This is a genomic window from Pseudomonas sp. SO81, assembly GCF_030374125.1.
GTDB lineage: Bacteria > Pseudomonadota > Gammaproteobacteria > Pseudomonadales > Pseudomonadaceae > Aquipseudomonas.
In genome coordinates this window covers 4023115-4045733 of record NZ_CP126126.1, presented here as the reverse complement: position 1 = coordinate 4045733, position 22619 = coordinate 4023115, and the positions used below count along the sequence as shown (strand labels likewise).

20 protein-coding genes, 2 tRNA genes and 2 pseudogenes are annotated in these 22619 nt (G+C 59.7%); 11 read left to right on the top strand and 13 right to left on the bottom strand.

The genetic code is table 11. The features are described from left to right. The first annotated feature begins 171 nt into the window (after positions 1-171). The 6 genes from OH686_RS19230 to OH686_RS19205 are packed head-to-tail and all read left to right on the top strand — an operon-like array spanning position 172 to position 5344. Complete coding sequence (locus OH686_RS19230; protein ID WP_289534535.1) at positions 172-1227, top strand: ABC transporter substrate-binding protein; 1056 nt, start codon at positions 172-174, stop codon at positions 1225-1227. A gap of 48 nt (positions 1228-1275) precedes the next feature. Beyond that, a complete protein-coding gene (locus OH686_RS19225; RefSeq protein WP_289534534.1) occupies positions 1276-2082 on the top strand; it encodes an alkaline phosphatase family protein in 807 nt (268 codons plus the stop codon). Further along, a complete protein-coding gene (locus OH686_RS19220; RefSeq protein ID WP_289534533.1) occupies positions 2082-2921 on the top strand; it encodes an ABC transporter permease in 840 nt (279 codons plus the stop codon). Before OH686_RS19225 ends, OH686_RS19220 begins: the two co-directional genes overlap by 1 nt. Next, positions 2911-3705 (top strand): ABC transporter permease, encoded by a 795-nt coding sequence (locus OH686_RS19215; RefSeq protein WP_289534532.1) that lies wholly within the window; start codon positions 2911-2913, stop codon positions 3703-3705. Before OH686_RS19220 ends, OH686_RS19215 begins: the two co-directional genes overlap by 11 nt. After that, positions 3702-4691, top strand: coding sequence for an ABC transporter ATP-binding protein (locus OH686_RS19210; protein ID WP_289534531.1), 990 nt, complete (start codon positions 3702-3704; stop codon positions 4689-4691). Before OH686_RS19215 ends, OH686_RS19210 begins: the two co-directional genes overlap by 4 nt. Beyond that, positions 4691-5344: an HAD family hydrolase gene (locus OH686_RS19205; protein ID WP_289534530.1), complete on the top strand. Its 654-nt coding sequence runs from the start codon at positions 4691-4693 to the stop codon at positions 5342-5344. Before OH686_RS19210 ends, OH686_RS19205 begins: the two co-directional genes overlap by 1 nt. A 2-nt stretch (positions 5345-5346) precedes the next feature. Here OH686_RS19205 and OH686_RS19200 read toward each other — a convergent pair whose 3' ends face one another. Beyond that, positions 5347-6309 carry an NAD(P)H-quinone oxidoreductase gene (locus OH686_RS19200; RefSeq protein ID WP_289534529.1) on the bottom strand — a complete coding sequence of 321 codons (963 nt, stop codon included), beginning with the start codon at positions 6307-6309 and terminating at the stop codon, positions 5347-5349. 153 nt (positions 6310-6462) lie between these two features. Here OH686_RS19200 and OH686_RS19195 point away from each other — a divergent pair, with 153 nt between their 5' ends. Beyond that, the gene (locus OH686_RS19195; RefSeq protein ID WP_289534527.1) at positions 6463-8541 is read left to right on the top strand and encodes a carboxy terminal-processing peptidase; all 2079 of its coding nucleotides are present in this window, start codon (positions 6463-6465) and stop codon (positions 8539-8541) included. A gap of 95 nt (positions 8542-8636) precedes the next feature. Beyond that, a pseudogene (locus OH686_RS19190) lies at positions 8637-10061 on the top strand (EAL domain-containing protein); the annotation flags it as partial. Between the two features lie 127 nt (positions 10062-10188). On the opposite strand, the gene OH686_RS19185 reads toward OH686_RS19190, so the two are convergent. From OH686_RS19185 to OH686_RS19170, 4 genes are read right to left on the bottom strand one after another with little or no spacing between them, the layout of a single operon-like run. Then, a complete protein-coding gene (locus OH686_RS19185) occupies positions 10189-11853 on the bottom strand; it encodes a non-canonical purine NTP pyrophosphatase (RefSeq protein ID WP_289534524.1) in 1665 nt (554 codons plus the stop codon). Continuing rightward, complete coding sequence (locus OH686_RS19180; RefSeq protein ID WP_289534522.1) at positions 11846-12859, bottom strand: beta-ribofuranosylaminobenzene 5'-phosphate synthase family protein; 1014 nt, start codon at positions 12857-12859, stop codon at positions 11846-11848. The genes OH686_RS19185 and OH686_RS19180 overlap by 8 nt, the downstream gene beginning before the upstream one ends. Next, positions 12822-13550, bottom strand: a complete 729-nt coding sequence (locus tag OH686_RS19175) for a hypothetical protein (RefSeq protein WP_289534520.1) — start codon at positions 13548-13550, stop codon at positions 12822-12824. Before OH686_RS19175 ends, OH686_RS19180 begins: the two co-directional genes overlap by 38 nt. After that, positions 13547-14818, bottom strand: coding sequence for a DNA adenine methylase (locus tag OH686_RS19170; protein ID WP_289534519.1), 1272 nt, complete (start codon positions 14816-14818; stop codon positions 13547-13549). Before OH686_RS19170 ends, OH686_RS19175 begins: the two co-directional genes overlap by 4 nt. A gap of 363 nt (positions 14819-15181) precedes the next feature. On the opposite strand from OH686_RS19170, the pseudogene OH686_RS19165 reads away from it, so the two are divergent. Next, a pseudogene (locus OH686_RS19165) lies at positions 15182-15610 on the top strand (diguanylate cyclase domain-containing protein); the annotation flags it as partial. On the opposite strand, the gene OH686_RS19160 reads toward OH686_RS19165, so the two are convergent. The 7 genes from OH686_RS19160 to OH686_RS19130 form a co-directional block, all read right to left on the bottom strand. Beyond that, positions 15594-16073, bottom strand: a complete 480-nt coding sequence (locus tag OH686_RS19160) for a sel1 repeat family protein (protein ID WP_289534518.1) — start codon at positions 16071-16073, stop codon at positions 15594-15596. The pseudogene OH686_RS19165 and the gene OH686_RS19160 sit on opposite strands and share 17 nt — an antisense overlap. Then, positions 16073-16438 carry a hypothetical protein gene (locus OH686_RS19155; protein WP_137971427.1) on the bottom strand — a complete coding sequence of 122 codons (366 nt, stop codon included), beginning with the start codon at positions 16436-16438 and terminating at the stop codon, positions 16073-16075. The genes OH686_RS19160 and OH686_RS19155 overlap by 1 nt, the downstream gene beginning before the upstream one ends. After that, positions 16435-16758: a helix-turn-helix domain-containing protein gene (locus tag OH686_RS19150; RefSeq protein ID WP_137971426.1), complete on the bottom strand. Its 324-nt coding sequence runs from the start codon at positions 16756-16758 to the stop codon at positions 16435-16437. The genes OH686_RS19155 and OH686_RS19150 overlap by 4 nt, the downstream gene beginning before the upstream one ends. Positions 16759-17048: 290 nt before the next feature. Beyond that, the gene (locus OH686_RS19145) at positions 17049-17483 is read right to left on the bottom strand and encodes a YkvA family protein (RefSeq protein ID WP_137971425.1); all 435 of its coding nucleotides are present in this window, start codon (positions 17481-17483) and stop codon (positions 17049-17051) included. A gap of 353 nt (positions 17484-17836) precedes the next feature. Next, positions 17837-18553 (bottom strand): BamJ family beta-barrel-assembly machinery protein, encoded by a 717-nt coding sequence (gene bamJ / locus OH686_RS19140; protein ID WP_289534517.1) that lies wholly within the window; start codon positions 18551-18553, stop codon positions 17837-17839. Between the two features lie 226 nt (positions 18554-18779). Beyond that, positions 18780-18856, bottom strand: a tRNA-Asp gene (locus OH686_RS19135). A 14-nt stretch (positions 18857-18870) separates the two neighbouring features. Next, a tRNA-Val gene (locus tag OH686_RS19130) sits at positions 18871-18946 on the bottom strand. Between the two features lie 160 nt (positions 18947-19106). On the opposite strand from OH686_RS19130, the gene rdgC reads away from it, so the two are divergent. Further along, positions 19107-20027: a recombination-associated protein RdgC gene (rdgC, locus tag OH686_RS19125; RefSeq protein WP_289534516.1), complete on the top strand. Its 921-nt coding sequence runs from the start codon at positions 19107-19109 to the stop codon at positions 20025-20027. Positions 20028-20197: 170 nt separating this feature from the next. Continuing rightward, positions 20198-20512: a quaternary ammonium compound efflux SMR transporter SugE gene (sugE, locus tag OH686_RS19120; protein ID WP_289534515.1), complete on the top strand. Its 315-nt coding sequence runs from the start codon at positions 20198-20200 to the stop codon at positions 20510-20512. A gap of 124 nt (positions 20513-20636) precedes the next feature. Here sugE and OH686_RS19115 read toward each other — a convergent pair whose 3' ends face one another. Next, on the bottom strand, positions 20637-22508 hold the full coding sequence (locus OH686_RS19115) for an MFS transporter (protein WP_289534513.1): 1872 nt from the start codon (positions 22506-22508) through the stop codon (positions 20637-20639). Positions 22509-22619 lie beyond the last annotated feature (111 nt).

The window sequence follows — 22619 nt, the reverse complement described above, 5'->3', positions numbered from 1 at the left end:
TGCCAGCTACCTCCTGGCAACTCTACCAAATCAGCCACTTAGCCATGGTCTACGCTTTCCAGCGCGTGCCTGGGTGCGCGGCATCGCCATAAAAGCGTCATACAAAGCCTCTAGATTTGGCCTGGGTCTTGCTGATCTAGACCAAACTTTCACCCTGACAAGGAGCTCCACATGAAACGCCTGCTGCTGGCTTCACTGCTGGGATCGGCCATCGTTCTGGGCAACCAGGCCATGGCCAACGAGGACTTGAAAGCATTGGAACAAGCCGCCCGCACCGAGGGCGAAGTCAACAGCGTCGGCATGCCCGACAGCTGGGCCAACTGGAAGGACACCTGGGCCGACCTGAACAAGCTGTACGGCCTCAAGCACCTGGACACCGACATGAGCTCGGCCCAGGAGATCGCCAAGTTCGATGCCGAGAAGGACAACGCCACCGCCGACATCGGCGACGTCGGCGCCGCCTTCGGCCCCATCGCCGTGCAGAAGGGCGTGACCCAGCCCTACAAGCCGAGCACCTGGGAACAGATCCCGACCTGGGCCAAGGATGCGGACGGCCACTGGATGCTGGCCTACACCGGCTCCATCGCCTTCATCGTCAACAAGCAGCTGGTCAAGGACGTTCCCAAGTCCTGGGCCGACCTGAAGCAGGGCAAGTACAAGGTCGCCATCGGTGACGTCAGCGCCGCCGCCCAGGCTGTCAACGGCGTGCTGGCCGCGGCCATCGCCAACGGTGGCGACGAGAAGAACATCCAGCCGGGCCTGGACTTCTTCGCCGAGATCGCCAAGCAGGGTCGCCTGTCGCTGTCCAACCCGACCATCCAGACCCTGGAAAAAGGCGAAGTGGAAGTCGGCGTGGTGTGGGACTTCAACGGCCTGTCCTATCGCGACCAGATCGACCCGAGCCGCTTCGAGGTGCTGATCCCGTCCGACGGTTCGGTGATCTCCGGCTACACCACCATCATCAACAAGTACGCCAAGCACCCCAATGCCGCCAAGCTGGCGCGCGAGTACATCCTCAGCGACGCCGGCCAGATCAACCTGGCCAAGGGCAATGCCCGGCCGATCCGCGCCGAGCACCTGACCCTGCCGGCCGAGGTGCAGGCCAAGCTGCTGCCCAACGAGCAGTACGCCAAGGTCCAGCCGATCAAGGACGCCGCCGCCTGGGAAGCCACGTCCAAGGCCCTGCCGCAGCAGTGGCAGGAAAACGTGATCATCGAAATGCAGTGATGCCGTGCGGGGCCCACCCGGGCCCCGCTTTCGCTGAGGACTATCGCGATGAAACACAAAGTCATCCTGGTGCTGCTGGACGGCCTCAACTACGAGGTCGCCCGCCACGCCCTGGGCCATCTGCAGGCCTACTGCGCCGCCGGCCGCGCCGCGCTGTACAAGCTCGAATGCGAGCTGCCGGCCCTGTCGCGCCCGCTCTACGAATGCATCATGACCGGCGTGGCGCCGATCGACAGCGGCGTGGTGCACAACGACGTGGTGCGCCTGTCGAAGGAGCGCAGCATCTTCCACTACGCCCGTGACGCCGGCCTCTCCACCGCCGCCGCCGCGTACCACTGGATGAGCGAGCTGTATAACCGCGCGCCCTTCGTAGCCGCCCGCGACCGCCACACCAGTGACGCTGCCCTGCCGATCCAGAACGGCCACTTCTATTACGCCGACCATTACCCGGATTCGCACCTGTTCGCCGATGCCGAGAGCCTGCGCCTCAAATACGCGCCGGACTTCCTGCTGGTGCACCCCATGAACATCGACGACGCCGGCCACGGCCATGGCCTGGATTCGCCGCAATACCGCAACGCCGCGCGCCGCGTCGACGTGATCCTCGCCGACTACCTGCAGGGCTGGCTCGATGCCGGCTACCAGGTGCTGGTGACCGCCGACCACGGCATGAACAACGACCGCTCGCACAACGGCCTGCTGGCCGAGGAGCGCGAGGTCCCGCTGCTGGTCCTGGGCGAGGCCTTCAGCCTCGACGCCAGCGCTCGCCCGCGGCAGACCGAACTGTGCGGCACCGTCTGCACCCTGCTCGGCGCCGCCCACGACAAACCCCTGTGCAAGGAACTGCTCAAGTGATGTCCGCGCTTCGCGGCAAGTGGCTAGCCCTGCTGTGCCTGCTGCCGTTCGCCGTGTTCTTCTTCGCCTTCCAGATCGCCCCGCTGCTGTGGGTGGCCGTGAACAGCCTGGTGGTCGGCGACACCTGGGGGCTGGGCAATTTCCATAAGATCTTCGCCTCCAAGTTCTATCTGCAAGCGATCAAGCACAGCCTGCAGATCGCCTTCTGGTCGAGTCTGTTCGGCATCGCCATCGCCATCCTCGGCAGCTACTCGCTGCGCCAGGTGGACTCGAAGCTGCGTGACTTCGTCATTGCCTTCTCCAACATGACCAGCAACTTCGCCGGCGTGCCGCTGGCCTTCGCCTTCATCATCCTGCTCGGCTTCAACGGCGCGCTGACCCTGATGCTCAAGCAGGCCGGGCTGATCGAGGACTTCAACCTCTACTCCAAGACCGGCCTGATCGTGCTCTACACCTACTTCCAGATTCCCCTGGGCGTGCTGCTGCTCTACCCGGCCTTCGACGCCCTGCGCCAGGACTGGCGCGAGTCGGCCCAACTGCTCGGCGCCAGCACCTGGGACTTCTGGCGACACATCGGCCTGCCGGTGCTGACCCCGGCGCTGCTCGGCACCTTCGTCATCCTGCTGGCCAACGCCCTCGGCGCCTACGCCACCGTGTATTACCTGACCACCGGCAACTTCAACGTTATGCCGATCCGCATCGCCGGCCTGGTGGCCGGCGACATCAGCCTCGACCCCAACCTGGCCAGCGCCTTGGCGATGGTGCTGGTCGGCCTGATGGCGCTGATCACCGTGGTGCACCAGTGGCTGCTGCGCAGGAGCTATCACGATGCGCGCTGAGGCCAAGTCCGTCGCCCTCTACCACCGCGTGGTGGTCTGGTTGCTGTTCCTGATCCTGCTGCTGCCGCTGGCGGCCACCCTGCTCTACTCGCTGTCTACCAGCTGGTCGGCGACCATTCTGCCGGACGGCCTGACCTTCAAGTGGTACCTGGCGCTGTGGAGCGACAGCCGTTTCCTCGCCGCCTTCGGCCAGTCGCTGCTGGTGTGCTTCGGCGCGCTGCTGCTGGCGGTGCTGCTGATCCTGCCGCTGCTGTTCGTGGTGCACTACCACTTCCCCAGGCTCGACGGGCTGATGAACATCCTGATCCTGCTGCCCTTCGCCGTGCCGCCGGTGGTGTCCTCGGTGGGCCTGCTGCAGGTCTACGGCTCCGGGCCGCTGGCGATGGTCGGCACGCCGTGGATCCTGATCGGCTGCTACTTCACTGTGGCCCTGCCGTTCATGTACCGAGCCATCACCAACAACCTGCAGGCGATCAACCTACGCGACCTGATGGACGCCGCCCACCTGCTCGGCGCCAGCACCTGGAAGGCCGCCTTCCTGGTGGTGCTGCCCAACCTGCGCAACGGCCTGATGGTCTCGCTGTTCCTCTCCTTCAGCTTCCTGTTCGGCGAGTTCGTATTCGCCAACCTGCTGGTGGGCACCCGCTACGAGACCCTGCAGGTGTACCTGAACAACATGCGCAACAGCAGCGGCCACTTCAATAGCGCGCTGGTGATCTCCTACTTCTTCTTCGTACTGGTCTTCACCTGGGCGGCCACCCGTCTGAACAAGGACAAGGCATGAGTTACCTTTCCATCCGCAATCTGCACAAGAGCTACGGCGCCACCCCGATCTTCAGCGATATCCAGTGCGAGATCGGCCAGGGCGAGTTCGTCACCCTGCTCGGCCCCTCCGGCTGCGGCAAGTCCACCCTGCTGCGCTGCATCGCCGGCCTCACCGAGGTAGATGGCGGGCAGATCCTCCTCGACGGCCAGGACCTGGTGCCGCTGTCGCCGCAGAAGCGCGGCATCGGCATGGTGTTCCAGAGCTACGCGCTGTTCCCCAACATGACGGTGCAACAAAACGTCGCCTTCGGTCTGCGCATGCAGAAGGTCGGCAAGGACGAGAGCACCCAGCGCGTCGACGAGGTGCTGCGTCTGGTGGAGCTGCACGATTACGCCGCGCGCTACCCGCACCAGCTCTCCGGCGGCCAGTGCCAGCGTGTGGCCCTGGCCCGCTCACTGGTCACCCGCCCGCGCCTGCTGCTGCTCGACGAGCCGCTGTCGGCCCTCGATGCACGCATCCGCAAACACCTGCGCGAGCAGATCCGCGCCATCCAGCAGGAGTTGGGGCTGACCACCATCTTCGTCACCCACGACCAGGAAGAGGCGCTGACCATGAGCGACCGCATCTTCCTGATGAACGCCGGCAAGATCGTGCAGAGCGGCGACGCCGAGTCCCTCTACACCGCGCCGGTGGATGCCTTCGCCGCCGGCTTTATCGGCAACTACAACCTGCTCGATGCCGACACCGCCAGCCGCCTGCTGCTGCGCCCGGTCAGCAGCCGCATCGCCATCCGCCCCGAGGCCATCCGCCTGGAGGACAGCGGCGCCATCGCCGCCGAAGTGCTCGGCCACAGCCTGCTGGGCAACGTGATCCGCTACCGGGTGCAGGCCAACGGCGTGGAACTGCTGGTGGACGTACTCAACCGCAGCGAGGGTGCGCTGATCGGCAAGGGCCAGTGCATCGGCCTGTCCATCGACGCCAACGCAATCCGGGAGGTGGCCTGATGGCCCTGGCAATCTTCGACCTCGACGAGACCCTGATCCACGGCGACTGCGCCTCACTCTGGGCCCAGCACATGGCCGATATCCAGTGGGTCGACCGCGACTCCTTCGTGCCGCGCGAGCAGGAACTGATGGCCCTCTACTCCCAGGGCAAGCTGGCGATGGAGGACTACATGACCTTTACCCTGTCACCGCTGGTGGGGCGCACGCCGGAGGAAGTCGAGTTCGTCGTCGGACCCTTCGTCGAGGACGTGATCGAGCCAATCATCTTCAGCGACGCCATGCGCTGCCTGGCCGCCCACCGCGCCGCCGGCGACCGCCTGCTGGTGATCTCGGCCTCGGCGCATTTCCTGGTCAGCGCCATCGCCGAGCGTCTGGGCATAGAGGAAGTGCTGGCCATCGACTGCGAGCAGCAGCACGGCTGCTACAGCGGCAACACCGTCGGTGTGCTGACCTACCGCGAGGGCAAGGTCACCCGCCTGCAGGCCTGGCTGGAAGCCGAGGGTGAAACCCTGGACGGCGCGCACTTCTACTCGGACTCGCGCAACGACCTGCCGCTGCTGCAGCAGGTGCCACACGCCCATGCGGTCAACCCGGACCCGACCCTGCGCGCCCACGCCGAGCAGGCCGGCTGGGAAATCCTCGCCTGGAAATAGCCCTAGCTCAGGCTCTCGTCGAGCAGCAACACCAGCTTGCCGGCCACTTGGTTGCTGGCCAGCGCGGCGAAGGCCGCCTCGGCATCCTTGCGGGGAAAACTTCGCTCCAGCTGGGGCTTCAGCCGGCCCTCGGCGAATAGCGGCCAGACATGCAGTTGCAGGTCGGCCATCAGCTCGGCCTTGAACTGCTCGTCGCGGTTGCGCAGGGTCGAGCCGGTCAGCTGGATGCGCTTGCCGAGCAGCAGAGCCATGTCCAGTTGCGCCTTGGTGCCGCCCATCAGACCGATATTCACCCAACGCCCATCGCGCGCCAGCAGCTGCAGATTGAGCTCGGCGTAGCTGGCGCCCACCGGGTCGAGAATCACGTCGAACGGGCCGAGGTCGCGCAGGCTCTCCAGCGCCTCGCCGCGAATCGCGCCGCCCTGGGCGCCCAGGCCCTCGCAGTAGGCCAGGCGCTCCGCCGAACCGACGCTGACCCAGCACGGATTGCCGAAGGCCTTGCACAGCTGGATCGCCGCCGAGCCCACGCCGCTGGCGCCGGCATGCAGCAGCACCTTCTCGCCGGGCTTGAGCGCGGCCAGCTGGAACAGGTTGAGCCAGGCGGTGGCGTATACCTCCGGCAGCGCCGCGGCCTCGGCCAGGGACAAGCCTTCCGGCACCGGCAGCACATGGCGCGCGTCCACCACCACTTCCTCGGCCATGCCACCACCGGCCAGCAACGCGCAGACCCGCTCGCCGACCTGCCACTGACTGCCGGGACCGACTTCGGCGATCACCCCGGAACACTCCAGGCCGAGGATATCGCTGGCCCCCGGCGGCGGCGGGTAATGGCCGGCACGCTGCAGCAGATCGGCGCGATTGAGCCCCGCCGCGGCTACACGAATACGGACCTGGCCCACATCGCAGACCGGAGAGGCGCGTTCGGCCCACTCCAACTGCCCTTCGACGCCTTGCAATGCCTTCATGCTGCCTCCATAGTGAGTGAGACCCCGGCATAGACAGCACGCGGCTTTGCGCCTGATGCCGGGCTTTTGCATTTTGCCGCCGGGATAGATGGAACCCGGCGCTCTACCAGACGGCCTAATATGCGTTATCACCTGCCTTCGCGTCGAACCAACATGCAGCGTTTCCTCCCCGCAACAGCCCTGGCCTTGCTTCTCGGTCTGCACGCCCTGCCCGCCGCCGCCAAGGCCGCCGCGGAGAACTGGGCCTACCTGCAGCCGGACCGCGAGCAGGTGATCGCCAGCCTCAACGTGGTCGAGCTGCTCAAGCGCCATCACTACAACAAACCACCGCTCAACGACCAGCGCTCGGCGAAGATCTACGACGGTTACCTGAAGATGCTCGACCCCGCGCGCAGCTACTTCACCGCCGCCGACATCGCCCAGTTCGACCGCTGGCAGGCCAAGTTCGACGACCTGCTCAAGAGCGGCGACCTGGAACCCGGCTTCATCATCTACCGCACCTACCTGCAGCGCGCCGAGGAACGCCTCGACCACGCCCAGGCCCTGCTCGAAGCCGGCGTCGACAAGTTCGACTTCAGCGTCGACGAGAGCCTGCTGGTGGACCGCGAGAAGGCGCCCTGGGCCAAGGACAAGGCGGAGCTGGACGACCTCTGGCGCAAGCGCGTGAAGGACGAGGTTCTGCGCCTGAAGATCGCCGGCAAGGAGCCCAAGGACATCCAGGAGCTGCTGCTCAAGCGCTACAAGAACCAACGCAAGCGCCTCGAGCAGACCCGCGGCGAAGACGTGTTCCAGGCCTACATCAACGCCTTCGCGCAGACCTACGACCCGCACACCAACTACCTCTCCCCGGACAACGCGGAGAACTTCGACATCAACATGAGCCTGTCGCTGGAAGGCATCGGCGCCGTGCTGCAGACCGACAACGAATACGTCAAGGTGGTGCGCCTGGTACCGGCCGGCCCGGCCGAGAAGAGCAAGCAGATCGTTCCGGCCGACAAGATCGTCGGCGTCGCCCAGGGCGACAAGGAAATGGTCGACGTGATCGGCTGGCGCCTGGACGAGGTGGTCAAGCTGATCCGCGGGCCCAAGGGCTCCAAGGTGCGCCTGGAAGTCATCCCGGCCAGCAACGCGCCAAGCGACCAGACCAGCAAGGTGGTCACCATCGTGCGCGAGGCGGTCAAGCTGGAAGAGCAGGCCGCGCAGAAGTCGGTGCTCAAGCTGCAGCACGAGGGCCGCGAGTACAAGCTCGGGGTGATCAAGGTCCCGGCCTTCTACCTCGACTTCAAGGCCTACCGCGCCCAGGACCCCAACTACAAGAGCACCACCCGCGACGTGAAGCGTCTGCTGGGAGAACTGAAGAAGGACAAGGTCGACGGCGTGGTCATCGACCTGCGTGACAACGGCGGCGGCTCCCTGCAGGAAGCCACCGAGCTGACCGGCCTGTTCATCGACCAGGGCCCGACCGTGCTGGTACGCAACAGCGACGGCCGCGTCGACGTGCTGGCCGACGAGGAACCGGGCGTGTTCTACGACGGCCCGCTGGCCGTGCTGGTGGACCGTCTCTCGGCCTCCGCCTCGGAGATCTTCGCCGGTGCCATGCAGGACTACCACCGCGCGCTGATCCTCGGCGGGCAGACCTTCGGCAAGGGCACGGTGCAGACCATCCAGCCGCTCAACCATGGCGAGCTGAAGCTGACCCTGGCCAAGTTCTACCGCGTCTCCGGGCAGAGCACCCAACACCAGGGCGTGCTGCCGGACATCGCCTACCCGGACATCGTAGACACCCAGGAGATCGGCGAGAGCGCCCTGCCCGAGGCCATGCCGTGGGACAGCATCAACCCGGCGCTGAAACCGGACAGCAACCCCTACAAGCCGTTCCTCGCCGAGCTGAAGTCGCGTCACGAATCGCGCACCGCGGGCAACCCGGACTTCGTCTTCACCCGCGAGCGCCTGGCGCTGGCGCAGAAGCTGATGGCCGAGACCAGCGTCAGCCTCAACGAGCAGGCGCGCCGCTCCCAGCACGCCGACATCGAGGCCAAGCAGTTGGCGCTGGAAAATACCAAGCGCAAGGCCAAGGGCGAGGAGTTGCTCAAGGAGATCAAGGCAGAGGACGAGGACGCCGCGCCGGTCGAGCCCGAGAAGACCAAGCCGGAAGACGACGCCTACCTGACCGAGAGCGGGCATATCCTGCTCGACTACCTCGGCCTGGAAGCCACCCTGGCCAAGCACTGACCCAGGCGTAATCAAACAGTCATCGTTCTGTCGTGAAATAAGGGGGCCGGTAGCGATACCGGCCCTTTTCTTTTCCGGCAGACCGAGACACCTCCATGACCGTCACCGAGCAGTTGAGCGCGCTGGAATCCATCCTCGCTCACGGCGACCTTCACAGCCTGTTCCAGCCCATCGTCAGCCTATCCGAGCGGCGCATCCTCGGCTACGAGGCACTGACCCGCGGCCCTTCCAACAGCTCACTGCACGCGCCCCTGGCGCTGTTCAGCGTGGCGCGCAATGTCGGCCGCTTGAGCGAGCTGGAGCTGCTGGCACGCAAGAGCGCCTGCCGCCGCTTCCGCGATCAGCAGCTGGGCGGCAAGCTGTTCCTCAACGTCTCCCCGGAGTCGTTGCTGGAGCCCAGCCATCAGCCCGGCCGCACCCTCAAGCTGCTGCAGGACTTCGGCATTCCGCCGGATCAGGTGGTGATCGAGTTGACCGAACAGGCGCCGATCGACGACTTCCAGCTGCTCGACACCGCCCTGCACCACTACCGCGCCATGGGCTTCTCCATTGCCCTGGACGATCTCGGCGCCGGTTATTCCAGCCTGCGCCTGTGGTCCGAGCTGCGCCCGGACTACGTGAAGATCGACCGCCACTTCATCGACGGCATCCACCAGGACGCGGTGAAGCGCGAGTTCGTCGATTCGATCCTGAAGATGGCCAAGGCCTCCCGCGCCCAGGTGATCGCCGAGGGCATCGAGCTGGTGGAAGAGCTGGCGACCCTGATCGAGATGGGCGTCGATCTGGTCCAGGGCTACCTGCTGTGCCGGCCTCAGGAGCAACCGCCACGCGACGCGCAGAAGCTGTTACCGCGCCTGGAAAGCGTGGCGCCATCTCTGGGTGAGGACAGCGGAGACCTCTCCGCCCTGCTCAACGAGCAACCCGCGGTGGCCCAGGACACCGCCATCGCCGTGGTGCTGGAGGCCTTCCGCGCCCAGGCCAATCTCAACTCCCTGGCGGTGCTGGACAGTCAGGGTCAGCCGGTCGGCATCGTCCATCGCCACTCGCTGTCCGATGCGCTGCTCAAGCCTTTCGCCACCGACCTGTTCGCGCGCAAACCGATCAGCCGCCTGATGAGCACGGACTTCCTCGCCGTAGACGTCAGCCAGTCGCTGCAGCAGGTCAGCCGCCTGCTCACCAGCCGCGCGCGCCAACGCATGGAAGAGGACTTCATCATCGCCCAGCAGGGTCGTTACCGCGGCCTGGGCCGGGTGATCGACGTGCTCAAGCTGATCACCGAGCTAAAGATCCAGCAGGCCCGCCACGCGAACCCGCTGACCCTGCTGCCGGGCAACGTGCCGATCCAGCAGTGCCTCGGCCGCCTGTTGCAGCAAGGCCGCGAGGCGGTGGTGTGCTATGTGGATATCGACAGCTTCAAGCCGTTCAACGAGTTGAACGGCACAAAAAGAGAAAACGATGAGCAGCTTGCGGAGCTGATCGCAACGATTGTGTCCACTATTGAGGAAAATTTTGAGTTAGTGCCAAAACAGAAGCTAACGCAGATAAAAAATGATCGACAGTGCAGTTGAGTAAGAACCTAAGCACTCAAATCCATAGCAGCAGATGAGAGAAAAAATCAGCCAACTTGAAAAATAAAAACCAAAATCGCTATTTATCACCCGCTATCTTTCTTATTAGCGCAATTGCAGCACCCACCCCAGTATGGGAAAGATCAAAACAAATCTTCCCACCCTTAACATAAGCCTCAAAATGAGGGCTAAAGCGCTGATTAAAGAATCTACTTACATTATTCTTATCTACAGGCATAGATTTCTTACCCTTCCGTCTAAGCCCCGGTATGTTCTCCTGCATATTCCTTGCAATTTGAGTTGTAGTTAGCGGCAATAGCCCCCTCTTACGATCAATAAGCATTGAAACAAGAACAGCCTGCTCCAAGAGCAAAAAATCATTAACTCCGGACACATCACACTTAAAAGGAATCAACTGCGCACCATTGGTCAAATGATCTAACGATGACCTTATATAACCAATCAAAGAGCCTTCATTCAAAATTATTTTTGCACTAGAGGCAATCTCGGACAGCCCCATAGAGTTTTGAACCTCATTCTTACTTTCAAAATCCTCTATAGTCATGAGAGCATCAGATCTTCTCCTTTTAATATTTCGCTCATATCGAACCTGAAGACTACTCTCAATAAAAATCACTTCCAGATCTATACCTGAGAGCTCAGATCGCAGTATCTCGATTTCCTTCGGCGAACGAAAACCCGTAATAACCAAGCCCGTCTTAGGCCCACCCTTCACATAATCAGATATTTGCCTTGCAACTATACCAGGATCTTTCTCTAAAGCATTTTTAGCAAAATCCTGAGTCTTCATATTATTATTGTAGCCATGCCTTGCATACAAGGCACACCTCATGAAATCACTTGCCTCAATATGTCTGTAGGCGTGCAGCCTAGCCAGCGCAGATGCTAAAACTGTTTTACCTGCACATGTTGGACCACATATGATGTAATTTCTTCTTGGAAAAAGCTCACCTTGAATCGGGCTTTCTTGTAGAGACTTACTCTCAATCAAATCTTTTGATTTAAGAAAATCCACAAGCCCTTGCACAGCCTTGCTTCTAAAGTCATATTTCAGAGCAACATTGATTGGAAGCAGGCTTATTGGTTTCCTTGCACCCTTCGGGACAAACCACTTATTAAATGTTTTATTATCCAACCAAGGATATAGCGTATTAGTCTTAAACTCTACCTCCTCACTAACCACCTCTCCCTCTGACTTCCCAACAAAAACCTTATAAATTTCGTCAGGAAACTCTCGCAAACGAGGTGGAAGATACAGAACTATATCCGACCTAACAGTTACCCTTCTATTATTTCCAAGCCTTTTAAGCTGCTCATCCAACTGCGAAAATGTTGTTTCTCTCATCCAATATTTTACATCTACGCCCGGAAACTCCTTTTCCCCACTTAAAGCCTCAATAGCTATAGAGGTATCTTCTATAAAAAAAAGCCGGTGCTGATGCAGCGAGGCATATTTTTCTAAGAGATCATCCCTTTCAATTTTTCCTTCGACAAAAATACCACCCTGCTGTGATTGATCACCGCTAATCGGGCTCTTAGCTAGCTTTACATTTGCGCTCTGTATACTCTCTTTAAGCAGTTTATCCCTATCTTCTATGCGCGGCTCATAATATGGCTTACCATAATTAGGGGGTGGAAGCAGCATAATCGGCTGCTCCCGTAGCAAATATTCAAAGTGAGCAATCTTTGTAAGATTGGATGAGAGAAAAACTAATTTAATCAAGCTTTATTTCTCTTCCAGAATTGTTAGGAGAGCAGCACATTGCAATATAACTATTCGGCAAATCTATTTTATCTATAACATTACCAACATCTGATGCCAGAAAATACAATGCAGGCCCAAAGCTAGAAAGACCAACACTTTCTGCACCTGAATCTTTCAATTTATCTCTTAGGCTACAAACCAAACTTGGCTGAATCGCCCACTCAGCTCTTTTCCACTCAGTCATTTGAATAGCACTTACAGATGCACCGAATGTTAAATAGTCATTTTCTAACGCTGCGCAAGCCATTCCCGATACAGCGTGATATATTGACGCATGCACAGATTGCTGAGAAACAGGGCAAGTTCTATTAAAAAAATCAATCTCATCTTTAGCAGAAACGCCACGAGCACCGAGAAAGACAATTACACCAAACTTCCAGCTTGTTGGAAGCTTAATATTCAACAACTGAAGCGGCTTTGCTAAAGGAGATGTTCTAGCCGAAGAAGGGGCTAGAGATAGACCGCTAGCCTTGATTCCAAAATCAACACTTAGCCCCCCATGGAAATAAGTGTTAATCCCTACACCTGAAGTACCTCCTCTACCTGAAGCCGATACTAGCTGCTCCTGATTAACTTTAATATTATTAATAAGAAATGCAGCCTCAACACACGCTAGCTTTGTGGCCGTGCCTGTACCAAAGCCACTGTGAGGAGGAGGACCAGAAAGAATATCGACAGCTACCTTTTTAGAAAGATCATTCACCCTATAAAGTTCTTGTAAATGATCGACAAGCGAAGCTATTTCAGCAGCAGAAAGCCCATTATCCCGCCTATCAATAACAGCAAACTCGTCACTAACTTTGAAATCAATAACAGTATCAAAACCACTTACACAGAAGCCCACACCGCCATTCTGTCTGTAGCCACAATCACTTAGATCAAATAGATTTACATGAAGCCTCGCAGGAACAGAAATCCTTATCATCCTACTCATATGCTTCACTTGCACCAGCCCAAGTTTCATCGACATACGAAAGATAGGGCTTAATATACTGACCTCCCTTATCAAACGTAATTGCCGGAGTATCTTTACTGCTTATATTCTTAAATATTGGCCCAACGATACAACGTGAGCCCGCAAGAAATATGCTGTGCGATGGCTCGAAGTCATAATAGCGAATGGAAAACTTATCAGGGTACTCTCTTTTTAATTTTCCAGCTATTTCCAATGTCTTGTTCGTAAAATCAGACTGATTTTTTTTATCAAGATAAGATATTTTTGGGAGCAAGAGCTTAACCTCTACCCCTCGAGACAATGCCTCTAACAAATCAGTAGATCCCGCAACATCAGAATTTGCAAAATCCTCGAGTAACCGATTACACGTCACTCCCACTACAATTATTTGATCACCAACTTCTGTATCTCTTATAAGCTGACGATAATAATCGGTATTCTTTCTATTTACCTGAAACTCTACAAGCCCATGCTTTCTATACTCGGCCAAAGCTTTTTGCTCTAAGTATTGAGTTAGGAACTGCAAAGAGGCAATTATAAGCCCCGCAAACAAGCCCGTAGCAACACCAATAACTCGACCGTCGCTTTTCTCCGTACTGAAAAAAACCAGAAGAGCAAGAATTATCAAAGCCAAAGCTATGAGCGACAAAAGATAGACAATCGGCGCCTGCACTACGAAATTTTTCTCGTTAATTTTCATCTCGGACTCCCTATTATAATAACTTCCTTCTTAGGGCTCTTGCTAAGTGCATGCGGCATATCGCACTCCAGCAGCGCAACCTTCTTAAACATCGAAGAAAAAAAATCATTGATTTCTTGAATGCTTGGATATGCTCCATGCACATAAGACAAGCAAACTATGGAGCGCCTATGCTTATCAACTAACTCAAATAAACTTTCCTTGAAGTGTTTTTTGGTATTCCATTTTAATATCTCATCCGAGCTACTAATCGGGAGATTCTTTTTTGAGTAATCTATACGCCCTTCCCAGTCACCCGGAAGGCATAACCCCTCTAAAAAATGATATCTATCCATATAGGATATATCTTGCTTTTTAGCCGGAACATACGGCGGATCAAGATATACAAAATCATAATTACTAGGCAAATCAATTGCGTCAGTACAGGGCATAATCACAGGCTTATGCTTAGACTCCCACCTAGCTTTTTGGACTTCACCGAGAGCCCGAACCATCAAAACAGAGAATGGCTTTTCCCAAGTAGCCCAATTACCAAACTTTGTATCCTTCTTGTTATTCTCCCTCAAATATAAATTTTTACGATGAAATAGATTAAATGGCCGCTTCTGCAAGCAAGCCTGCATCAAACAATATAAGACTTCAGACTTCTGTATAGGGTTTCTAATAGCCGACAAGGCGCTTAACGCTCCATCAAGCCATTTGTTTTCCTCATCCGTGTAATATACGCCATGGTAATTCTTCGATATAAAGCCTTTCCTTGGCTTAACACTCCCAATAAAATCCTCTAATCCTTGAACAGTTGTCACACATGGCTCATTCGAGAGCAATGCTACAGCTATATTTCTATTTGACTCCAATATATCATTATAAGTGACTTTTTTATTAAGGCGCTTTAATGCCAAAGACACAGTCGATGTCCCGCCAAAAACATCTAGCGCAGTCTCAAACTCATAATTTTTAAACTCTCTCATCATCCACTGAATCAGTCTTCGCTTACTACCATAGTATCGTGTCTGAGGAAGGTATACTTCCTCATTAACCGAGACTGCGGACTTTAAAAGAGTTTCATTTACTACTGTCTGAATTTCTACTCCGCCAGCAACACAACTTGATTGCGACAGAGCTGCTGTTAGGCCACAAGCGTCTCTATCCATGACAATTCTTAGCAATTCGCTTTTATCAGACTCAAGCATTCGAACTTCCAGCGCATCAACTAATAAACCACCCATAAATCTCATAACCCAGCAAGCTTCAACCTTGAAGCGCACCACTGACTCATGCATTCAACAACAGTTACCAACCATATAAAACAAAGTAAGTCGACACTAGGATATCAAAGTGTATACTTATAATTTTACTCATATTATTATTAGCCTTAACTCAATCATCGCTTATCTTTCACCTGAATTTAAACACTTAGAGCGATGACTCTGAGCAAGTTATATGCGAGCTGTTTAGCTTGCAAGCTTAACCTACCTACCGGCTGGGTTGTTCTGAGCGGTTGCAGATGAAGCTCACGTCGCTCTATGTAGAGCACGGCCTGCTGACCAGCCCGTAAAGGCTGGGCTGTATTGAGGTCACAATGGCGGATTTTCAGCTATACGGCTGGCATTTTTAACAGATTCGTCATCGACCTCTACGGCTACGCCCGCGGCGACGAGATACTGCTGTGCCTGGCGCAATGCCTGAACGAACGGGTCGACCCCAGCCGCGACTTCGTCGGCCATATCGGTGGCGATGATTTTCTGCTGGTACTCGGCCCGGGCAACTGGCGCGAGCGGCTCAACCAGCTGCTGGAGGACTTCCAGGCCCAGTGCCGGCGCTTCTACCGTGAGGAACACCTGCAGGCCGGCTGCTTCGTCAGCCACAACCGCCAGGGCAAGCGCGAGGAATTCCCCCTGCTATCACTGTCGATCGGCGTGGTGCATCTGCATCCGCAGAACTGCCCGCAGCTGGATGCCAGCCAGTTGGCCGGTTTGGCCTCGGAGGCCAAGCGTCACGCCAAGGCGGTGCCGGGCTATAGCCTGCACATCCTCGATACGCTCAGCCTCTCGGCCTGAAGCCCAGCTCCTCGGCACGCCGGGCATAGCGCTCGGCCAGCAGCGCATCCGCCGTCAGGCCGGGGCCGCCATCGCGATAGAGCTGGCACAGACGCTGCGCCGCCAGCGGATGGGCGAGCGCGGCGGCTCGCTCCCACCAGCGCGCCGCCTCGGCCGCATCCGGAGCCTGGCGGCTGTCGCCGGTGAGGTATTGCACACCGATCTGATAGGCCGCCTTGCCATCACCGCCCTCGGCGGCCAGACGCAGCAGGCGCAGGCCCTCCTCGCGCGCACCGAAGCCCTGGCCACGAAACAGCAGCAGATGTCCGTAGAAGCTTTGCGCCGGCGTATCACCGAGCGCGGCCATGCGCGCGAACTGGCCCTGCATCCAGCCCCAGGCGCGCGGCTGTTGCATCAGCCAACGCCAGTGAAACAGGCGCCGCGCCACCCAGTAGCCCAGGCGCGCACGCAGGCGCCAGAGCATCAAGGCTCCTCGGGGTAGCTGAACTCGAACACCCGCGCCACTTCCGCCGCGTGCCAGGAGGCGGCGGCGATGCCGTCGGAGGGGCCGGAGAAACGCCCGAGACGGTTCACGCACTCGAAGAAGCCGGTGCGCGGCAGGCGACTGGCGCCCTGGCTGATCACCAGCGCGCTGCGCAGGGGTCGCTCGGCGCGGGCATCGAGGGCGGCCAGGTGTTCCAGAGCGGCGGTCAGGGTCTGCATGGCCGGCGTCGGCAGCTGCAGGCGCTCGACCAGCGCACGGTAGGTCAGCAGATGGCGCTGGCGACGCGCATCTTCCAGTTCGCCGAGCAAGGCCTGCCAATGTTGCCGATGGATACGCACACTCAAGACGACTGCTCCCAGTCGCTCACACCCAGCACCCGCCCCAGCGAGCGCAGGATGGCGCCATCCGGCGCACGCTCACCGGTCTCGAACAGATTCAGATAATGCGGGCTGATGCCTACCGCACGCGCCAGGTCGGCCTGGGACATGCCCTTGGCCTCGCGCAGGCTGGCCAACTGATCGAGCCCGGAACCGGTGGTCGCCGGCGCGACGCTGGCGATGGATGCGGAGGCCTGACCGGCGGCCTTGAGCAGGGCCTGGTATTCGGCCCAAGGCAGCACGGCGTACTCCGCCTCGCCGTCGCGCGTGATCACTTGCACACTCATACAACTCTCCGTGGACCGCAGTGCCGAAACGCTCGGCACCTCCCTTCAGGCGCTCATGTTAACCGCCCGATGCCCCAAGAGCGTGACCTATACTGACCCAGCAGACAAGAGTCTGCGCCCTTGGCGCAGCGCGAATGCTGAGCAAGTCGCATGCAGTTCACAGCGACAGGCGATCGCGATAGATGCGCGGATTCGAGCAGAGGAATGTGGCTCGCACATGGATGTGGGCAGGATGAGCGCCCGATAGCGCGAACGGCATTGCGCCGCCACGCACATTAATCGTCTGGCAGTTACTCGGGGCGCCCTTCGTCCAGCGCCGGCAACGCCTCGACCCGCCGCAGCACCTCGGGCGCCTGTGCATCGCGCCAGACACGGTAGGCCTGCAGCTCCGCTTCCCAGGTACGCAGCACCCAGGCCAGCACCGCCAGATCATCCAGCAGGCCGACGCCCAGCAGCCAGTCCGGCACCATGTCCAGCGGCATCAGGAAGTACATCAGCGCCGCGACCACGGCCACCAGCGCCTGGCTGCCGATGGCGCGGTACTCGCCACGCCACCAGGCCGCACACAGGCCCTGCAGCAACTTCAGATCGCCGCGCAGGCGGGCGAAACGCGCGCCGCCCTCGCCCTTGCGGGTCACCGCCAGCAGCAACGCCGGTAGCCGGCCACGGGCCAGCACGCGCTGCGCCAACCTGAGGTAACGCATGGAATTGAACGGGGGATTCATGACCAACCTCCGCGATGACGCATGCCTGCTGGGCTCTGCCTGGTTATCCACCGAAGCTGTGGATAACCCTGTGAACAGTTGTTTGATGACTCGATCAAACGCCCGTACCACGCGGTCTCTCCACAGATCGGGTGTTTTTTGCTCACGAACAAAAAACAATATAAATCAGCTAGTTACGATACGAGCATTGCTCATGAAAGGCGTAACGGGCCTGGCAAGCCTGGTAACCGGCGCAATGTGCATAACCGTAACACCACAAGCGGCGTTACCTTCGTTCAGACCGACGGGTCGCCTGCCGGTTCGGCAAAAGAAAACGCCCCGGCAAGCGGGGCGTTCTGTGCAACCGAGGACTGTTACTGGGCAGCGCCAGGAGCAGCCTGGTCCTTGATGGCCAGCAGTTCCAGCTCGAATACCAATACCGAGTTGGCCGGAATGGCCGGGCTCGGGCTCTGGGCGCCGTAGGCCAGCTCGCTGGGGATGTACAGCTTGTACTTCTCGCCGACGTGCATCAGCTGCAGGCCTTCGACCCAACCCGGGATCACGCCGGAGACCGGCAGATCGATGGGGCTGCCGCGCTCGACGGAGCTGTCGAACACGCTGCCGTCGGTCAGCTTGCCCTCGTAGTGCACGGTGACCACGTCGGTCGGCTTCGGCTGAGCGCCATCGGCCTTCTTGATCACTTCGTACTGCAGGCCAGAGGCGGTGGTGACCACGCCATCCTTCTTGCCGTTCTCCTCGAGGAATTTCTTGCCGGCCTGGGCCGATTCCTCGTTGAGCTTGGTCATGCGCTCTTCGGCACGCTTCTGCAGGAAGGCGAAGGCCTCGGCCAGCTCCTCATCATTCAGCTTCTGCTCTTTCTTGCCGATGGCGTCTTCGATACCCATGGCCACGGCCTTGGAGTCCAGATCGGACAGGCCTTCCTGGGACAGGCTCTTGCCCATGTTCAGGCCGATGCCGTAGGAAGCCTTCTGCGCCGGGGTCTTGAGTTCCACTTCGCTGGTCTGCGCATCGCAGCCGGCCAGTACCAGGCCGACCAGGGCAACCGCCGCCGCTAGACGATGTTGTTTCATGCTTGTTCCTTGTTGTAGCCGCAGGGGCCGGAGAGAGACGCGAGCTTAGCAGCCTGCGGCAAGCACTGGCTACGGCACTGTAGGAGCCGCAGAAAGCGGATAAGTTCAGCCACCCCGGCCTTGTCTGGCACGCTCTGCGCGCTGAATGGAAATCGCGGGCAAAAAAAAAACGACCTTTCGGTCGTTTCTTCCAGTCCTGGTCTTCAGTCTAACCAAGGCTTATGTATGGCGCAGCGGACGGGACTCGAACCCGCGACCCCCGGCGTGACAGGCCGGTATTCTAACCGACTGAACTACCGCTGCGCGTAACTGCGAGATGGTGGGTGATGACGGGATCGAACCGCCGACCCTCTGCTTGTAAGGCAGATGCTCTCCCGGCTGAGCTAATCACCCTTCACTCTCGAAGTGGGGCGCATTCTAGAGAGCGACCCTGACCTTGGCAAGCTCTTTTTTAAAAAAAATCTGCAATTGTTCCAAAGGCTTAGCGATGGGTTGGCCAATCCGCCCCGGCGGAGAATAATGCGCGCTTTGCGTAATTGGAGAGTCAACCCCCATGTGGTTCCGCAACCTGCTCGTTTATCGCCTGACCCAGGACGTGCCCTTCGACGCCGAGGCCCTGGAAGCGGCACTAGCCGCCAAGGCCGCGCGCCCCTGCGCCAGCCAGGAGCTGACCACCTACGGTTTCATGGCGCCGTTCGGCAAGGGTGGCGATGCACCGCTGGTGCACGTCAGCGGTGACTTCCTGCTGATCTCCGCGCGCAAGGAAGAACGCATCCTGCCCGGCAGCGTGGTGCGCGATGCGCTGAAGGACAAGGTCGACGAGATCGAGGCGCAGCAGATGCGCAAGGTCTACAAGAAGGAGCGCGACCAGCTCAAGGACGAGATCGTCATGAGCTTCCTGCCGCGCGCCTTTATCCGTCGCTCCAGCACCTTCGCCGCCATCGCGCCGAAGCTCGGCCTGATCCTGGTCGACAGCGCCAGCGCGAAGAAGGCCGAAGACCTGCTGTCCACCCTGCGCGAGGCCATCGGCTCGCTGCCGGTACGCCCGCTGAGCGTGAAGATGGCACCGACCGCCACCCTCACCGACTGGGTCAAGACCCAGGCCGCCGCGCCGGACTTCTTCGTGCTCGACGAATGCGAGCTGCGCGACACCAGCGAAGACGGCGGCGTGGTGCGTTGCAAGCGCCAGGACCTGACCAGCGAGGAAATCCAGCTGCACCTGTCCGCCGGCAAGCTGGTCACCCAGCTGTCCCTGGCCTGGCAGGACAAGCTGTCCTTCGTGCTGGACGACAAGCTGACGGTCAAGCGCCTGCGTTTCGAGGACCTGCTGCAGGACCAGGCCGCCCAGGACGGTGGCGAAGATGCACTGGGTCAGCTGGATGCCAGCTTCACCCTGATGATGCTGACCTTCGCCGACTTCCTGCCGGCGCTGTTCGAGGCGCTCGGCGGCGAAGAGATCCCGGAAGGCATCTGACCTGCCGGATAACTTCCGCAACAACTGCACAGGGCCCGCCCGTCCTTCCGGGCTTGCCCTGTGCAGCCCTCTGTGCAGAATAGCGAACAACGCGAGGACGACCTCGCGACTCCTTTCGAGTGATCATCCGGGACGGCCCGTCGCCTTTTCAGCAGTACGGAGCTACCGCCATGTCCTGGATCATTCTGTTATTCGCCGGTCTGTTCGAGGTGTGCTGGGCCATCGGCCTCAAGTACACCGACGGCTTCAGCCGCCCCCTCCCCACCGTGCTTACCGTTGGCGCCATGATCGTCAGCCTGGCCCTGCTCGGCCTGGCCATGAAGGAGCTGCCGCTGGGCACCGCCTATGCGATCTGGACCGGCGTCGGCGCCGTCGGCACGGTGATCGCCGGCATCGTCCTGTTCGGCGAGTCCATGGCGCCGATGCGCCTGGGCAGCGTAGCGCTGATCGTCATCGGCCTGGTCGGCCTCAAGCTCAGCCACTGAGTTCGTAGCCATTAAAAAACGGCAGGACAGCCCTTTTCACAGCGAAGCTGCCCGAGGGGTGGCGCACAGGGATGTGCGCCATGAAAAGCCCGCCGATCGGCGGGCTTTTTTGTGGGCATCGAGCTTAGCGCTGGTCGCCACGCAGCAGGCTGACCTGCTCCTGCAGCGCCAGCCGTCCGGTGTCCGCCGGCAGCGCCGCGCCAGCGACTATGTTGACCCGCGACCAGAAGCGTTTGAACAACCCTTTGTGCGGCGCGCGACTGAAGAAGCTGCCCCACAGGCCCTGCAGCGCCAATGGAATCACCGGCACCGGGTTGGCGGCGAGGATGCGCTCGACCCCGGCCTTGAACTCGTCGATATCGCCGCTGGTGGTCAGCTTGCCCTCGGGGAAGATGCACACCACCTCGCCCTCGGCCAGGTACTGGGCGATACGCGCGAAGGCCCGCTCGAACACTTCCGGGTCCTCGTTGCGCCCGGCTATCGGCACCGTGCCGGCGGTACGGAAGATGAAGTTGAGCACCGGCAGGTTGTAGATCTTGTAGTACATGACGAAACGCACCGGCCGGCGCACCGCGCCGCCGATCAGCAGCGCATCGACGAAGGACACATGGTTGCACACCAGCACCGCCGCGCCCTCCTCCGGGATCACCTCCAGGTTCTGATGACGCACCCGGTACATCGAGTGGCTGAGCATCCAGATGAGGAAGCGCATGGTGAACTCGGGAACGATCTTGAAGATGTACAGATTCACCGCGATGTTCATCAGCGAGATGGCCAGGAACAGCTGCGGGATGCTCAGCTTGGCGACGCTGAGGAAGAGGATCGACACCAGCGCCGCCGCCACCATGAACAGCGCGTTGAGGATGTTGTTGGCGGCGATCACCCGTGCCCGCTCGTGCGCCTCGGTACGCGACTGGATCAGCGCGTACAGCGGCACGATATAGAAGCCGCCGAAGATACCCAGGCCGAGGATCGAGGCCAGTACCCACCAGGCCTCGCCCATCTGCAGCAGGCCCAGCCAGTCGCGCGCCGCGGCCGCCTGCGGGAAGCTGCTGGAGGTGGCCCACAGCAGGATGCCGAACAGCGACAGGCCGAAGGAGCCGAACGGCACCAGGCCGATCTCCACCTTGTGCCCGCTCATGCGCTCGCAGAGCATCGAACCCAGCGCGATGCCCACCGAGAACACGGTGAGGATCAGCGTCACCACGCTCTCGTCGCCATGCAGCAGATCCTTGGCTAAGGTCGGGATCTGCGTCAGGTAGATAGCACCGAGGAACCAGAACCACGAGCTGCCGATCAACGAGCGCGACACCGCCGGGCGCTGGCCGAGGCCCAGGCGCATGATCTGCCAGGACTGGCGGAAGATGTTCCAGTCCAGCTGCAACTGCGGCAGCACCGCGGCAAAATGCGGGATGCTGCGGCTGGCCAGGTAGCCGGCCGCAGCCGTGGCGATGATGGCGACGCCCACCGCCACGCGGTAGCCCTCGCCGGACATCAGCAGACCCGCACCGATGGTGCCGGCGAGGATGGCGAGGAAGGTGCCCATCTCCACCAGCGCGTTGCCCCCCACCAGCTCCTGCTCGCGCAGGGCGGCGGGCAGGATCGAGTACTTCACCGGGCCGAACAGCGCCGAGTGGGTGCCCATGGCGAATAGCGCGGCCAGCATCAGGTAGAGGTTGTCAAGCAGGAAGCCGGTGGCGCCGACCGCCATGATCACGATCTCGGCCAGCTTGATCGCGCGGATCAGCGCGTCCTTGTCGAACTTCTCGCCGAACTGGCCGCCGAGGGCGGAGAACAGAAAGAACGGCAGGATGAACAGCAGCGCGCAGAGGTTGACCAGCAGATCGCGGTCGGCGCTGACGCTGAGCTTGAACAGGATGGCGAGGATCAACGACTGCTTGAAGATGTTGTCGTTGAACGCGCCGAGCAGCTGGGTCACGAAGAACGGCAGGAAACGCCGGGTGCCGAGCAGGGCGAATTGTGAATTCTGGGTCATCGTCCTTGTACCTGTGAGAGGCCGAGCGGGCCGTCCGATATTGGACAGCATCTGTCCCAGGCAAAGCCACACCCGCCGGCCACTTTTGCCGCATCGGGCAGAAAAAAGGCG